The sequence below is a fragment of the Pontibacter sp. YIM B11418 genome, from assembly GCF_059278805.1.
Genome location: NZ_JCAEMH010000001.1, coordinates 367908 through 383715 on the forward strand (window position 1 = coordinate 367908; position 15808 = coordinate 383715).

The window sequence follows — 15808 nt, forward strand, 5'->3', positions numbered from 1 at the left end:
CGTTACTTTACAAAAAAGAGTAAAAAGCATTTAACTGCCTTATACCCACTGCCTACCGGCAGCACAAGATTGTAACATGCCATACTTGCGCCTTTTGCTGTTCTGCCTTGCCGGGCTGGCACCTGTCCTACTTTGGGCGCAGGAGCCACAGCAACCCGTACGCCTCGAGCTGCCCTACCAGTACGAAACCAGCCACGTAGAGGTACTGGCCCTGCCCGACAGCAGTTTGCTGGTCTACAGTCGCAAAGCCGACACCTGGGCCAAAGATCCTGAATTTGTTCTAGAGAAGTATAACGCAAAATTAGAGCCTGTCTGGAAAAGTACCCTGGACCTGAAGCCCGAATTCGAATTTGTGCGCTACTACACGGAGGCTCCCTATACCTACCTTATCTTTCAGGCAGCCAAACCGACGCTCTATACCTTTGTGCGGCTCCACCTGAGTAACGGCGACGTAAGCCAGAGTGAAATCGAGCTCGAAAAAGCAGAGTATATCTATGAGTTCAATGTGCTGCGCGGAAACCATTTCCTGATCACGGGCAACAGCTACGACACCAAACCAAACCTGCTATACCTGAATCCGGCTAAGCCACAGCCCACCATCCTGCCTGCCCTGTATGGCGAAGAGTCCTCTTTCTCGGACCTGCACACCGACCACGAGCACGGCCGTGTGGATGTGGTATTGTCCGAGACTAACCGCCGGATTTCGCGCCTGCAGGTCAAGAGCTTCGACCAAAACGGCAAACTGTCCCAGAACTACTTCATCCTCCAGCCTCAGGACAGAAGCCTGCTCAACGCCGAAGTTACGCCCGGCGATACGCTTTCCCGCATGTTGGTAGGTACTTACGGCGCCCGCGACCTGCGCTTTGTGCAAGGGTTTTTCACGTCGCCAGTGGCTTTTAAAATTGCGGAAGGGGAGTTTTACTCGTTGCTGGATCTGCAAAACTTCTTCAAATACATGAAGCCGCGCCGCGAGGAGCGCACCCGCAAGCGTGAGTTCGCCCGCATTGCTGATGGCAAAGAGCCACTGCAGCGCTACCGCATGCTCCTGCACGACCTGATCCAGACACCCAATGGGTATGTACTGGCCGCAGAGGTATACTTCCCACAGTACCGCAGCAACAGCAGCTTCTTCGACACGCGCATCAGAGGGCTGGAGCGTGAAGCGCAGGCCTACAAGCGCACGCACGCCATTGCCTTGGGCTTTGACCGGGACGGGGTACTGCTCTGGGACAATGCCTTCCCCCTCCGCGACGTGCTGACCAATTCCCTTACCCATGCAGTGGAGGTCGCCAGTCTGTCGGACGGGCGCCTGGTGATGGCCTACCCAGAGCAGGAAAAAATCATCTACCGCCAGATGGTGCAGAACAAGTACACGGATGAGGAAACTTCCATAGAGCTCCTGCCTTACGAAAAAGAAGAAAAAATCCTGAGCACCGACCTACCGGGCCTGATCCGCTGGTATGGCCCTCACTTTGCCGCCTTCGGTTTCCAGCGTATACGCGTCCCCAACGGCCCCAACCGCACAGTATTCTACATCAATAAGATTAGTTTCTAATTGTTGATTGTTAAATTGTTAGATGGTTAAATGGTTGATCCTTTATACCTAAGGACACTGCTGTCTGAATTTTTATCGCTGACTTGATTTTCCTCCTTATGTGATATCAATCAGCAATTAACAATTTAACCATCCAACAATTTAGCCATTTAGCTATCCCACAATTCAACCGAACATCCTATATTTGCAACCAAGACCCCAGGCCATGCAGAAAAGACTCATCGTAAACCACCAGTTGCTCGAGATTATGGTGATGCGCCTTTGCCACCAGCTCATCGAGAACCATGGCGATTTCTCTGACTCTGTGATCATCGGTCTGCAGCCGCGCGGACGACAGGTGGCACAACGCATCCAAAGCACCCTGAAAGCCATCCTGGGCACCACCGTACCAACCGGCTACCTCGACACCACATTCCACCGCGACGATTTCAGAAGAAGGGAAACGCCACTAGCCGCCAACGCCACGCACATCGACTTCCTGATCGAAGGCAAAAAAGTGATTTTAGCGGATGACGTGCTCTATACAGGTCGCTCGGTGAGGGCCGCGATGGATGCCATGATCTCCTTTGGGCGTCCGGCCAATGTGGAGTTGCTGGTGCTGATTGACCGCCTCTATAGCCGCCACCTGCCCATTGAGCCAACCTATGTGGGCCGGCGTGTTAACTCCCTGCAATCGCAACGGGTACTGGTGGAGTGGCAAGGGTCCGAAACACAAGAAGACAATATCTGGTTAGTGACCAAAAACGAAGAATAAAGCACCCATGCAAGAGCTCAGCGTCCGGCATCTACTCGGCATCAAAGACATTACAGCAGAAGACATTCAACTCATTTTTGAGACTGCTGATAACTTTAAAGATGTTCTGAACCGGCCCATCAAGAAAGTGCCCTCGCTGCGTGACATCACCATTGCCAACGTCTTTTTCGAGAACTCGACCCGCACCCGTCTATCGTTTGAACTGGCCGAAAAAAGACTTTCTGCCGATGTGATTAACTTCTCATCTAGCGGCAGCTCCGTTAAAAAAGGCGAAACCCTGCTTGACACAGTCAACAACATCCTGGCCATGAAAGTGGACATGATCGTTATGCGGCACTCCAGTCCGGGTGCACCACACTTCCTCAGCCGCCATATTAACGCCAACATCGTAAACGCTGGCGACGGCACACACGAACACCCCACCCAAGCCCTGCTCGACTCTTTTTCCATTCGTGAGAAACTGGGTGATGTAGCTGGCAAGAAAGTAGTGATCATTGGTGATATTTTGCACTCGCGTGTGGCGCTATCCAACATCTTTGCGCTGCAGAAACTCGGTGCCGAAGTCATGGTATGCGGGCCTGTTACGTTGCTACCCAAGTATATCAGAGAGCTGGGCGTGAAAGTGGAATTTGATGTCCGCAAAGCCCTTGCCTGGTGCGATGTAGCGAACGTGCTGCGCATACAACTGGAGCGCCAGCAAATGAAGTATTTCCCGTCCCTGCGCGAGTATACGCTTTACTATGGCATCGACAAGAAGATGCTCGACAGCCTCGATAAGGAGATCGTGCTCATGCACCCCGGCCCTATCAACCGCGGTGTTGAACTAAGCTCCGACGCCGCTGATTCCCATCATTCCATCATTCTCAACCAAGTAGAGAACGGCGTTGCCGTCCGCATGGCGGTGCTATACTTGCTGGCTTCGAAGCAGTAAATTTTCTGTCTTCTTGTTTTAAGGAACAGCTGTATAGGTATAGCGAAGCGGTTCCTTTGCCTGCTCGGCGGAGCTATGTATCATGGCGCGAGCGTCCACGCTCGTGTCTGCTATGGCGGGGCCTCTGGCCCAGGTATAGCTTGGGTTGCTTTGTAGCTAGGGCTGTTGCAGGTATAGCAACCTAATATTGTTTTATAGCTCCGCCTGTGCGGCGAGCACTCACTTTTTGTCTTGACACAAAAAGTAAGCAAAAAGGTCAAGACGCTCCAAACTCGCTGAACGCTCGAACAGTGGAGCGCCATAAAGTGCACCTGGCCAAGGTGATTCATTTCATAGCTGGTGTGCAAGTAAGTCTTTCTATGCGTGCAGGTGGTGCATGTGGTATGTGTCAAGTCTTAGAGCGCTTATACCTGTAAAGTAGTAGTGGCTAAAACTCCCCTCCTTAGACAAGGAGGGGCGAGGGTGGTTGGACCCGGTATTGTTAAACTTGGACGGCAGCTATTGCGCCTATACCATTAAATTGGTAACGGCAGAAGTCCCCTTTGAAGGGGGCAGGGGGATGTTAATCATGCACGATAATCCTGTAAATCCTTAAATCCTGAAAATCCTGATTCAGACAAGCTATACCTAACCAGCCCATTAGACACTCGCAGATCTAAGAGACACTGCGAGGTCTTGGCGCTCCCCTCCGACTCTATCAATCCTTAGCTACACTCCAACTACGCATTAACACAAAAAGGCCCCGCAGATTGCTCTGCGGGGCCTTTTTGTGTTTTAACCTTAACGGCTAGTTATGTTACTCCAGATTCAGTTGCATGTCTGGCGTGTTCATCTCGAATCCGACACGTCGGTTCTGAGCACGGGCAGCAGCAGTTCTGGCTTTAGAGAGTCTTGTATTAACCTGTACAAGTGGCTGAGTTTCACCGTAACCTCTTGTCACCAAACGGTCTGGGTTCTGAACACCACGCTGGATCAGGTAATCCTTCACAGCTTGTGCTCTTTGCTCAGACAGTGCCTGGTTGTACTCTTCTGAACCAACGTGGTCAGCGTGACCTTTGATCAACAGTACGTGGTCAGGGTATTTCTCAAGAGCTACCACGATGCTGTCAAGCAGCTGACGGTAACCGTCCTGTACGCGAGCCTGGTCAAATTCGAATTTAACTTTCTCTTCGATCAGTTTCTTAGTACGCTCGTCCAGTTCAGGGCAACCTTTCGTTTCGGCAGTACCAGCAGAGTTAGGGCAAAGGTCTTCGTTATCCGGAACACCGTCACCGTCAGAGTCAACTGGGCAGCCATCGGCACCTACTTGCACACCAGATGGCGTGTCAGGGCACTTGTCGTCTTTATCCGGAACACCGTCACCGTCGCTATCTGGGCAACCTTGTGTGGCAGCAGTACCTGGCTCGTCTGGGCACTGGTCATCTTTGTCAGCTACACCATCACCGTCACGGTCAGGGCAACCACCCAGGTTAGCTACACCAGCCTCAGTCGGGCACTCATCCTGGTAATCCGGAACACTGTCACCATCTGTGTCGATTGGGCAACCGTCTTTGTCAACCTGTACGCCAGTTGGAGTGTCTGGGCATTTGTCTCTTCTATCAGGCACACCGTCAGCGTCTGTGTCTTTGCCTTTGCCAAGGTTAAAGCCAAGGCCGATGTTGTGCTGCAGGAAGCGGTCGTTGATGTTCGACTCGATGTTGTCATACTTGTCGTTGCTGGTGAAGTGTGCTCTTGTTTCAATGAACAGGCTCACCGCGTCAGAGAATCTGAAACGGATACCGGCACCACCAAAAGCAGCACCTGCTACGAAGTTTTCGTCATAAGTACCTGTTGGCGATACACCTTCTGGTCTTACGAAGTGGGCACCACCACCAACTGTCAGGTATGGACCGATGAAAGCATCTTCTTTCAGGATGTTGCCATACATTTTCAGTCTCAGTCCGAGCATTGCCATACCGAGTTTGGTATCCATAGAGGATCCGAATCTGCTGAATTCAGTATTACCATAGCTCAGGTGCAAACCAGCGTCGAAAGAGGGGCTCAGGTATTGGTTCAGCGATACGCCGCCTCCCCAGCCCATTTTATCTTTCCACCAGTTGTTACCTAAATCACCTTTATATTGGAGCGCACTTCCGTAGATCTGGAGGTTCGTCTTTTGGTCAGCGTTCTGCGCAAGCACAGCTGTATTGGCAGACAGCAGGAATACAAGCGCGAGTGCAGTTGTAAATAGTTTCGTTAGAGTTTTTCGCATAATTTTAAAAAGTATATTTTGATATGACAATACGTACATATTTTCAGGTAAGTTTTTTTATATTTCTATAAAAAAACAGACGGAACGTATATTTCGATACGTCAGGCGGGTAGTCATTGCATTGTTGTAGTTTTTATCCATAAGCAGAAGCATTTTGTTAATGTCTAAAAAAACGGTCTTAACAGCTTAAATTCTAAACCTACTCCGATGCGCTGTTTGCACTGCTTCACCTGCTATCCGCAACCGCGCATCCCTGTATTTCAACCCTTTTTACGGGTCGTAAGTTGTGTGCTCAACATCAATAAATGCAAAGCATCTGTTTTTTAACGTAAATACAATAAAAAAGGCTGCAAGTAGTTATCTGTAAACCCTTGTTATGCACGTGCTTAGCGCTTTTGCATCAGCCTTTCAATATCATCTGCCTCCAGCGGAATATTCTTCATCAGATCCACCGGTCCGCTTTTGGTAACCAGAATATCATTCTCCAGCCTCACGCCTATACCTTCTTCTCTTATATAAATACCCGGCTCGCAGGTAAACACCATTCCTTCTTCAAAAGAGCGGTACTTGCTACCCACATCATGCACGTCGAGCCCCAAGTGGTGCGAGGTACCGTGCATGAAATATTTCCTGTATAGCGGATTCGACGGATCCTGGTTGCGCACATCGCCTGCGTCAAGCAAACCGAGTCCGATCAGTTCGTTCTCCATCACCGTCCCCACAAACTTATGGTACTGGTCAAGTGAGTTGCCGGGCACCAGCATCTGAGTAGCGGCTTTCATCACACGCAGTACCGCATCGTATACCTCGCGCTGGCGCTTGGTAAACTTGCCGTTTACCGGCACTGTGCGCGTCATATCGGCGGCATAGTTAGCGTACTCGGCTCCAACGTCCATCAACAGCAGGTCGCCATCCTTGCACTCGCGACTGTTATCGGTGTAGTGCAGGATGCAGGCATTCTCACCCGAAGCGATGATCGGGCTATAGGCTGGTCCTCGTGAGCGGTTGCGTATAAATTCGTGATAGAGCTCTGCCTCCACTTCGTACTCCATCACCCCGGGCTTAATAAACTGCAGTAGTCTGCGGAAGCCCAGCTCCGTGATATCGCACGCTTTGCGGAGAAGCTCTATTTCTTTTTCGGATTTGATGGCACGCAGGTGGTGCATGATGGGCGCACTGCGCTCGTAGCGGTGCAGCGGGTATACCTCCTGGCACCACTTAATAAAGCGGGCATCGCGTGTTTCTACCTCTACCACGGCACGCAGGTGCTCGTTGGTGTTCAGGTATACGTGCTCGGCCTCGGCCATTAGGCTGTTGAAAACCTGCTTAAAGTCTTTCAGCCACAGCACAGAGGTTATACCTGAGGTGTCGCGGGCCTGCTCTTTGGAAAGCTTATACCCTTCCCATACCATGATGTGCTCATTGGACTCGCGCACAAACAGCACTTCCTTCATGCGCTCGTCGCGTGCGTCCGGGAAAAGCAAAAGAATGCTTTCCTCCTGGTCTACTCCCGAAAGATAGAAGAGGTCGCTGTTTTGACGGAACGCCATGGTGCCATCCGCATTGGTAGGCATCACATCATTAGAATGAAAAACAGCAAGAGAGGAAGGCTTGAGCTGCCGCACAAAATTGCGCCTGTTATAGCAGAACAGCTCCCTGTCGATGGGCTGGTATTTCATAGTTTTGTAGGTATAGTGGCTAGGTGCAGTCGTCTGTCAGATTCTTAGGCCTGACTGAACTTGCACTGCAAAGGTAGTACTTTTATTATTAGTCCAAACACCTCTATAGAAAAAACCTAATATACCAGGGATTGCAAACTTATCTTATTCCTACTCCTACCACACTACACACACTACTATAACCCTCTTAAGCTGTGCGGGTAGCGAGCACATTCAACAGCTGTGCCGTGGCTATATCTTTTGCACATTTAAAATGTCCTTCAGGGCAGGTTTTATACCCGTGCAGGCCGCAAGGGCGGCAATAAAGCTGCTCATTTTTCTCGACAACAGCCGAGAAGTTTGCCAGCGGCCCAAAGCCAAAGCGGGGCACGGTGGAGCAGAAGATGGCACAGGTAGGCGCATCCAAGGCAGAGGCGAGGTGCATGGGACCTGAATCGTTTACGTAGTTGAGCACGGCATCGCGCATAAGGGCCGCTGACTGCAGCAGGTTGAGCTGGCCGCACAGGTTTTCTACCCGCCGGTTTTTAGTCTTGCTGATGATCTCCTCGCAGTGGGCTTTGTCAGCAGGAGCACCGAGCAGGTATACCTTATACCTCTCACCCAACTGGTCGAGCAGCTCTACCCACTGCTCAAGCGGGTACTGCTTGGTGAACCACACCGAGGTTGGTGCCATGCAGATAAACGGCTCCTGCTTTAATGACTGCACTTTGTTGAAGTCTTCCGGAGAAGGGTATAATCTGGGTTTGGCCGCTTGCCCGTCGGTGAGGCTGGCGATGAGCAGGTGGTTGCGCTCCACTTCATGCGTACCGGAGTCCACGCTGTGGGTATAACGGCGGGTAAAGAAGCGGGAGAAAGGATTTTTGTCGAAACCAACTGTCTCGCGGGCGCCGGAAAGGGCGGTGAGTATACCTGTGGCACCGAAGCGCTGCAGATTCACGACCAGATCATAACGCTCGTGCCGGATCTGTTTGAGCAGACTCATCAGGCTTTTATACTTCCCTTCCTGCTTGTTCCAGATTAAGACCTGCCTTAGCAGCGGGTGCCCTTTCAGCAGCGACTCGTTGCCTTTGCGAAGTAGAAAATCGAGCTGTGCTTCCGGATAATGAGCATGCAGTTTTTCCACCAGCCCGGTTGCCAGCACCACATCGCCCAGAAAGGCGGTCTGTATGATCAGGATCTTTTTCATCAGGTATAAGCTGCTGCAAAGCTACGCCAATGCGGTTAGACTTGAAAGTTTAGAAGCTGCAGGTATAGGCTTGCGGCAGCTTTCACGGAAAAGAGCAAAAATATTTTTCTTCTTAGCGACAGGAAAGTTAGTTTAGCAGTTCTTTTAGCCACGCTTACCCATATGAAAGCACTATTACATTCTGCTAAACTCTTTGCTGTTGCCCTCCTCCTCCTGACCACAGGCTGTGTGTCTACGTACATGCCTAACGTGCCCAACGTGCCCATGTTCACCGAAAAAGGCGAACTGAGCGCCGGCGGGCACATCACACCAAAAGGCAATATCACATTTAATACCGCGTATGCCGTTACCGACAACATCGGGGTAATGCTGAACGGCTCTATGCTTAACCAGGAACGCAAGAAGCGGGACTTCCGCCACAACCTGATAGAGGCCGGCGCGGGCTATTTTACCACATTTGGCCCGAACCAGAACCGGGTGCTGGAGGTATACGCCGGCTTTGGCGGTGGCAGCAGCGACCGCACAGAAAAGGAAGAGAAAGAAGGTATAATGACCCATACCCGTCGCGAGGCCGGTTTCAGTAAATATTTCACGCAGGTGAACTTCAGCTCGAAAAAGAAAAAGTCGCTGCGACTGCTCGGCAATGAGTTTCCGCTCAATTATGGTACGGCCCTCCGTGTGAGTTACGTCAACATGAACAAACATATACTCGATGGAGTGGAGCAACCAAACGAGGACAACATTTTCCTGGAGCCGATCTTCTACACCCGCATGGTACTCAGCCCTTCGGTGCAACTGCAGTACACGAGCGGCACCAACTTCGGTCTGCGCAACCGCAAGGCACTCACGGCGGGCTATTCTGTTTTTTCGCTGGGCTTCGTGATCAACGTGGGCGGACGCAGCCTCGACCGCTAACATTTGGCGGACAAGCGGCCTGTTTTGGTACTTTTTGCCTATCTTTGCAGGCTAATTGCGAACTGAATGCTTGATTATCATATTCATACATTGCCGAACGGTATTCGAATCGTTCACAAACAAGTACTACACACCAAAATTGCCCACAGTGGCTTCATTCTGGACCTGGGCAGCCGCGATGAGCAGCCTGACCAGTTGGGCCTGGCCCATTTCTGGGAGCACATGGCTTTTAAGGGCACGGCCAAGCGCAAGTCTTTCCACATCCTCAACAGACTGGAGTCGGTGGGCGGCGAACTGAACGCCTACACTACCAAAGAAAAGCTCTGCTTTTACAGCTCCGTGCTCGACAAACACTTCGAGAAGTCATTTGAGCTCCTAACAGATATTACCTTCCATTCTATCTTCCCTGAAAAGGAAATTGAGAAAGAGCGCGGCGTGATACTCGAGGAAATGGCCATGTACCTGGACACCCCGGAAGAGGCGATCGTGGACGAGTTTGACAATGTGGTATTCGACACTCATCCGCTCGGCAACAACATTCTGGGCACCAAAGAGAGTGTATCTGGCTTTAAGAAAGACGACTTCCAGCGCTTTATCAAAGACAACCTGAGCACTGAGGCCCTTGTATTCTGCTCGGTGAGCAACCTGCCTTTCGAGAAGGTGGTAAAGCTGGCCGAAAAGTATCTGGCTGACATCCCGGCCATCAGCAAGCCACGACAGCGTGTTGCTTTTGAGAACTACACACCAAAGGCGGTTACGTTCGAAAAGCCGATCTCACAGGCACACTGCGTGATCGGCTGCCCGGCTTACGCCCTCAACGACGACCGCCGCATTCCTTTCTTTATGCTAGTGAATTTGTTGGGCGGTCCGGGTATGAACTCGCGCCTGAACCTGGCCGTCCGCGAAAAGCACGGTTTGGTGTATACCATCGACGCCAACTACGCCACTTACGTTGACACGGGCCTGCTGTCGATCTACTTCGGCACGGAGAAAAAGCAACTGAAGCGCACCACCTCGCTGGTACTGAAGGAGCTCAAGAAGCTGCGCGAAAAACAATTGGGCTCACTGCAACTGCACACGGCCAAGGAGCAGCTGATGGGTCAGCTGGCCATGGCGGAGGAAAGCAACATGGGCCTGATGATGATGATGGGCAAGAGCATCCTCGACCAGGGCCACATCGACACTCTGAACGAGATCTTCGAACAGATCAAAAACACCACCGCCCAGGACCTGATCGATATTGCCAACGATGTATTGCGCGAAGAGAAGCTGAGTTTCCTGAATTACGTACCTGTTAAAGGCTAAATTGTTAAGAAGGCTGTAGCCGCAATAAGCGCATTGCCTTTTTGGGCTAACTGAGTAAACAACAATTTAACCATCAACCATTTAACAATTCAATAAAATGGAATTCCTGGACGAAGAACTGCAGCAATACGCAGAGGACCATACCTCACCAGAGTTGGAGTTGCTGCACAAGATAAACCGCCAGACGCACCTGAACGTGATGCGACCGCGCATGTTGTCGGGTCACCTGCAGGGCCGTCTGCTTTCCATGTTCTCCCACATGATTCGCCCCAAGCAGATCCTGGAAGTAGGAACGTATACCGGTTACTCGGCCCTTTGCCTGGCGGAGGGACTGCAGGAAGACGGCACGCTGCACACCATCGACATCAACGAAGAGCTCGAAGATACCGTCCGTGGCTATATCAAAGAGGCCGGCCTGAGCGAGAGCGTGAAGTATTACATCGGCAATGCTTTGGAAATCATCCCAACCATCAATGCTACTTTTGACCTGGTGTTCATCGATGCCGACAAGTATAATTATGCCAACTATTACGACCTGGTAATCGACCGTGTACGTTCGGGTGGCTACATCATTGCAGACAATGTGCTCTGGAGCGGCAAGGTGCTGGCCAAGTACCGCAAGAAGCTCGACGAAGACACGGCCGCCCTACTAGACTTCAACAAAATGGTACAGGACGACCCACGGGTAGAGAACATTCTGCTGCCGGTGCGCGACGGGCTGATGGTTGCCCGCAAAAAATAACAGAAAAGCGACCGCGTGTCGCTTTTTTTTATGCCCATAGGTATAGCTAAAGCGCTTGGGCATAGGTATACCTGTTTGCATTGCATGGCTTCTGCGCATCAGTTGTTTGCGCAACAGTCCGCAAGTACTCCCTATTACTTATCCACATCAAAAAATTTCTCTAAAATAACTTCGTTCTAAGCTTTAGAATGCGGGGTAAATTGCGTTAATTTTGCAAGTCTATCTCTATATAGAGAACATCCTATACCTTAATGAGTTATCAACAGCTGTTTCAACATATACTGTAGCCACATTGTGGATAGCTTCGCTTATTTTACCCGTTTACCTTTATGAAGACACCATTACCATTTTTGTTGCTCCTGCTTCTGCCACTATTCGCTGTGGCACAAACTGTCACTGTGCCGCACAACCTGTATTTTGGTGACATCCACCTGCGCATTTCGCCCAGGGCCCAGGAAGAGATCCAGAAAAAAGTGGATGCCTTGCACCGTAGCCCGAAGTTCTTCCAGATGAAGGTGGAGCTGGCCGATGCCTACTTTCCGCTGATTGAGCGCACATTTCAGGAAGAAGGCGTTCCGGATGATTTCAAGTACCTGGCCCTACAGGAAAGCGGCCTGCGCGGCGATGCCGTGTCTACTTCCAATGCCGTAGGCTACTGGCAGTTCAAAAAAGAAGCTGCCTTGGACTTTAATCTGCGCATGGACCACCTGGTGGATGAACGACGGCATATTATAGAGGCCAGCCGTGGAGCTGCCCGCTATTTTAAGCGCAGCAACAACTTCTACAACAACTGGTTCAATGCCCTTCTCTCTTACTACCACGGTTACTCTGGTGCTAAAGCCTATACCAAAGAGTCGGACAAGGGCAGCAAAAGAATGGACATCACCGAGAAGTCTGACCCATACCTGCTGACGTTTCTGGCGCATAAAGTAGCCTACGACAGCTTTATTGGGAAGAGTGCTCCTCCCGTGGTTTCGCTGCGTGAGCTGCGTGCTACCCCTGGCCAAAGCCTGGCCGATATTGCACTGGCTTATCAAACCGATCCCTCTGAACTCGAAAAATACAACAAATGGCTGTTAGGCAGTACTATACCTGCCGACAAGGATTATTATGTCATGCTTCCGGTTCGCCATACTTCAGAGCCAGGTATAGTAGCATCAACCGAGCCTGTGCGTACGACACCTGTTCGACAGACGGCTGCTATACCTGCAGCAGGCAGCATCATCAAGCGTAACAACCTGAACGCCATCGTAGCTGGCAAAGGCGACACCAAAGACAAGCTGGCCATCAAAGCCGGTATTACCACCCGCAAGCTACTCCGCTTTAACGACATGCGCGACTTCGACAGGTTCGAGGAAGGCGAAGCTTATTACATCGAAGCAAAACGCCTGAACGCCGACAAAGAATACCACGTGGTGCAGCACGGCGAAACCATGCAGGAGATTGCTCAGCAGTACGGCATCCGGATGGACTACCTGCAGTTTAAGAACCGCATGAAGCGCGCGGAAGTGCCGGTACCAGGCCGTGTGCTCTGGCTGCAGAAGCGTCGTCCGGCCAAGGTAGCCATCGAGGTGCGTGAATTGAAACCTGTTCCAGGTGCTGAAAGACAAGCAGTTGCTGCACAGGAGAAAGCCCCACAAACTGTCAAAGCTTCGGCTAAGACAACTGCTGCAGAGCCTGCTGCCCAGCAAGACGACTTTCTGACACGTTTTAAGAGAAGCTGGAACAAACTGAAAGGTCAGCCAACAGCGCCGGAGCAACCAGAAACGCAAACCGCTGCCACAGCAAAGCAGGAAGAAACAGCTATTGCCGCTATACCTGCCCAGGAAGCTGAACAAGGTATAGCCCAAGAAGAGTCGAAAATAGAGGAGGCCGTTACTACAAAAAATGAAACGGTGCCCGTACCTGTCATGAAACAGCCTGAGCAGGAAGTAAAAGCCGCAGAACCTGTTGAAGCTCAAAAAGCGGCAACGCCAGCTGCTACGGAGAAGCCCAAAAACGCTGCCCTATACCCTGGCAAAAAAGCTCAGGAAGCTGAGGAACAAAAAACAGTAACTCAGGAAGTACAAGCTGAAGAGACAGAAGAGGAAAATGCCGAGTGGGCGGTAGGTCTGAGCGAAGATGTGTTTGTGGGTTTCTCCGGAAACGAGGAGGAAGAAACAGCTGAAGTGCTTGAGGCAGAGAAAACAGTGGAAACAGCTGCTACAGAGCATGTAACAGTGAAGAAAACTCCTGCCAAAGCTGAACCTGCAAAACCAAAACCTGCCAGACAGGAGTCAGCCAAAACTAGCCAGTCTAGTACAGTAGCGAAAGAGAATGTTGCCCCACTTGCCAAACCTGCCCGCCACATAGTAAAACAAGGGGAGTCGCTCTGGGGCATCTCGAGGTTGTACGCCGTGACCGTGAACGACATCACGACCTGGAACAACCTGGGTGACGCGCCCATTAAGATTGGCCAGGAGTTGATCATTGCCGAACCGCAGACGGTACCTGAGGAGTCTGCTCCTAATGTGGAGGCAAATACAGAAGCGCCTGTTGCAGCAGCGAAAACAGAGGTCCACACCGTAGCTGCCGGCGAATCACTGTACGTCCTGTCGCGCAGGTATAACGTGACAGTGAACGAGCTGAAAGCCTGGAACAACCTGCGCAGCTCAGCGCTTTCCATTGGACAAGAACTTCGCGTGACTGCTCCTACTGATCAGAAAGCAACAAACGAAGACCTGGAAGAAGCTCCGTCAGAAACCTTTACCGGTTCCAGCACCCAGCATACGGTGGCATCCGGCGAGAGCCTTTACCAGATCTCCCGCAAATATGGCGTCACTATCAAGGACATCATGGAGTGGAACAACAAATCTGACTTCAACGTGAAACCGGGCGATAAGCTGGTGATCCGAAAAAAGTAGTTTTTTAAAGAATCCTAAACCGAAAGAGCCAGCTGCAATAGCTGGCTCTTTCGGTTTTAAGGAATAGTTGCTCTTAGCGTTTTCCTGGAGGGGCGGTCAATTTCGTGGCGGTACGAAGGCCGTTGGCAATCTCGGGGATGATGCCGAGGCGCTCGTAGATGGGCTGCACCATCATACGCAAACGTTTCAGGTTCAGAGCAAAGGGAATGACGCTGACAGCACAAAGGAAGCCGCAACCCAGCAAGGTATAAGCCACTCCGACCTGCTCTGCTATACTGCTCGCCAGCATACTGCCAAGCGGCGCCATCCCCATAAAGGCAGTGGCGTAGAGGCTCATGACGCGGCCCCGCTTGTCCTCGTCTACCAGCGTTTGCAGTAACGTGTTGCAGGAAGCCATCGTCACGATCATCCCAAAACCAGTGAAGAGCATCAGCACCAGCGACAGCCACAGCACGGTAGAAAAAGAGAAAGCCATCAGCGCCGTACCAAACAAAGTCATCGTAAAAATGATCACCTTGCCAAGCCCGATCACCGATTTACGCTGCGCCAGGAACAGTGCCCCTGACAAAGCTCCCAGCCCGGATGCCCCCATCAGGTAGCCCAGCGTGTTGGCCCCGCCGTGCAGAATGTCGCGGGCGAACACCGGTAGCATCACACTGAAAGGCATACCGAACATGCTGATCAAACCCACGATCAGGATAAGTGTGCGGATGGGCGGAAAACCGAAAGCATAGGAAAAGCCCTGTTTGAGGGAGTTCCATACATTTTCCTGGCGAATTTCCCGCACAAAGGGGTTGAGCCGGAGCGTCAGGAGCGAGGCCAGTACTGCCAGGTAGCTCACGGCGTTGATCAGGATGCAGACGCCCTCTCCTACCCAGGCAATCAGTACCCCTGCTATGGAAGGTCCCACCAGGCGGGCCATGTTGAACATCGAGGAATTGAGCGCAATGGCGTTGCTGATGTCTTCGCGCTTGTCGACTAGTTGCACTACAAAGGCCTGCCGGGTGGCCACATCGAAGGCGTTGATCGTACCGAGCACCACCATCAGCGTCATCACATGCCATACCTGCACCGTACCCGTCAGCACCAGCGTAGCCAAGGTACCCGCCTGCAGCATCGACAGGAATTGCGTGACCAGCAACACATGGTGGCGATTGAACTTATCGGCTAGCACCCCGGCGAAGGGCCCGAGCAAAAAAGAAGGAATCTGGTTGGCGAACGTGACGGCGCCCAGCAGGAACACAGAGTCTGTGAGACGGTATACGAGCCAGCTGATGGCGATCTGCTGCATCCAGGTACCGATGAGTGAGACTCCCTGCCCCATGAAAAAGATCCGGTAATTGCGCGAGCGCAAAGCCCGGAACATACCTCCTATCTTCCCTGACTCAACTGTTTCTGCCATGCTGTTCTTTTTTCTTATACCTGTTTGGGCACAGGCTTTATCTTACGTCAAGTGACGCTTTTCGAGTTATAATTATACGCTTTATTCGGGAATGCCTGTTAGTAAATTACTTCATGCGCAGGGGATGATTACGCTCCCGCTTTTGTTTTGCTGCAGAGCTGTTTTTGGTTTGGGCAGCCGCCCGA

General features: G+C 51.5%; 11 protein-coding genes. 7 read left to right on the forward strand and 4 right to left on the reverse strand.

Going from position 1 to position 15808, the window contains the following annotated elements:
- Positions 1-76: 76 nt before the first annotated feature.
- From AC4QZR_RS01585 to AC4QZR_RS01595, 3 genes are all read left to right on the forward strand, one after another.
- Positions 77-1555 (forward strand): hypothetical protein, encoded by a 1479-nt coding sequence (locus AC4QZR_RS01585; RefSeq protein WP_494479357.1) that lies wholly within the window; start codon positions 77-79, stop codon positions 1553-1555.
- Positions 1556-1760: 205 nt separating this feature from the next.
- Complete coding sequence (gene pyrR, locus AC4QZR_RS01590; RefSeq protein ID WP_188501759.1) at positions 1761-2309, forward strand: bifunctional pyr operon transcriptional regulator/uracil phosphoribosyltransferase PyrR; 549 nt, start codon at positions 1761-1763, stop codon at positions 2307-2309.
- A 7-nt stretch (positions 2310-2316) separates the two neighbouring features.
- Entirely contained in the window at positions 2317-3240 is a 924-nt protein-coding gene (locus AC4QZR_RS01595) for an aspartate carbamoyltransferase catalytic subunit (protein ID WP_494479358.1), read from the forward strand.
- Between the two features lie 796 nt (positions 3241-4036).
- Here the strand turns inward: AC4QZR_RS01595 and AC4QZR_RS01600 are convergent.
- The 3 genes from AC4QZR_RS01600 to AC4QZR_RS01610 form a co-directional block, all read right to left on the reverse strand.
- Positions 4037-5491 (reverse strand): OmpA family protein, encoded by a 1455-nt coding sequence (locus AC4QZR_RS01600; RefSeq protein WP_494479359.1) that lies wholly within the window; start codon positions 5489-5491, stop codon positions 4037-4039.
- Positions 5492-5877: 386 nt separating this feature from the next.
- The gene (locus tag AC4QZR_RS01605) at positions 5878-7170 is read right to left on the reverse strand and encodes an aminopeptidase P N-terminal domain-containing protein (protein WP_494479360.1); all 1293 of its coding nucleotides are present in this window, start codon (positions 7168-7170) and stop codon (positions 5878-5880) included.
- Positions 7171-7357: 187 nt separating this feature from the next.
- Positions 7358-8356, reverse strand: coding sequence for a glycosyltransferase family 9 protein (locus AC4QZR_RS01610; RefSeq protein WP_494479361.1), 999 nt, complete (start codon positions 8354-8356; stop codon positions 7358-7360).
- Between the two features lie 162 nt (positions 8357-8518).
- Between AC4QZR_RS01610 and AC4QZR_RS01615 the strand changes: the two genes are divergently transcribed.
- The 4 genes from AC4QZR_RS01615 to AC4QZR_RS01630 all read left to right on the forward strand — a co-directional run bounded on the left by AC4QZR_RS01615 (position 8519) and on the right by AC4QZR_RS01630 (position 14221).
- Positions 8519-9271, forward strand: coding sequence for a hypothetical protein (locus tag AC4QZR_RS01615; protein ID WP_494479362.1), 753 nt, complete (start codon positions 8519-8521; stop codon positions 9269-9271).
- Positions 9272-9337: 66 nt separating this feature from the next.
- Complete coding sequence (locus AC4QZR_RS01620; protein WP_494479363.1) at positions 9338-10576, forward strand: M16 family metallopeptidase; 1239 nt, start codon at positions 9338-9340, stop codon at positions 10574-10576.
- Positions 10577-10673: 97 nt separating this feature from the next.
- The gene (locus AC4QZR_RS01625; RefSeq protein ID WP_494479364.1) at positions 10674-11318 is read left to right on the forward strand and encodes an O-methyltransferase; all 645 of its coding nucleotides are present in this window, start codon (positions 10674-10676) and stop codon (positions 11316-11318) included.
- Between the two features lie 329 nt (positions 11319-11647).
- Complete coding sequence (locus AC4QZR_RS01630) at positions 11648-14221, forward strand: LysM peptidoglycan-binding domain-containing protein (RefSeq protein ID WP_494479365.1); 2574 nt, start codon at positions 11648-11650, stop codon at positions 14219-14221.
- A 73-nt stretch (positions 14222-14294) separates the two neighbouring features.
- Here the strand turns inward: AC4QZR_RS01630 and AC4QZR_RS01635 are convergent, their stop codons facing one another.
- Positions 14295-15623, reverse strand: a complete 1329-nt coding sequence (locus AC4QZR_RS01635) for an MFS transporter (RefSeq protein ID WP_494479366.1) — start codon at positions 15621-15623, stop codon at positions 14295-14297.
- Between the last annotated feature and the right edge of the window lie 185 nt (positions 15624-15808).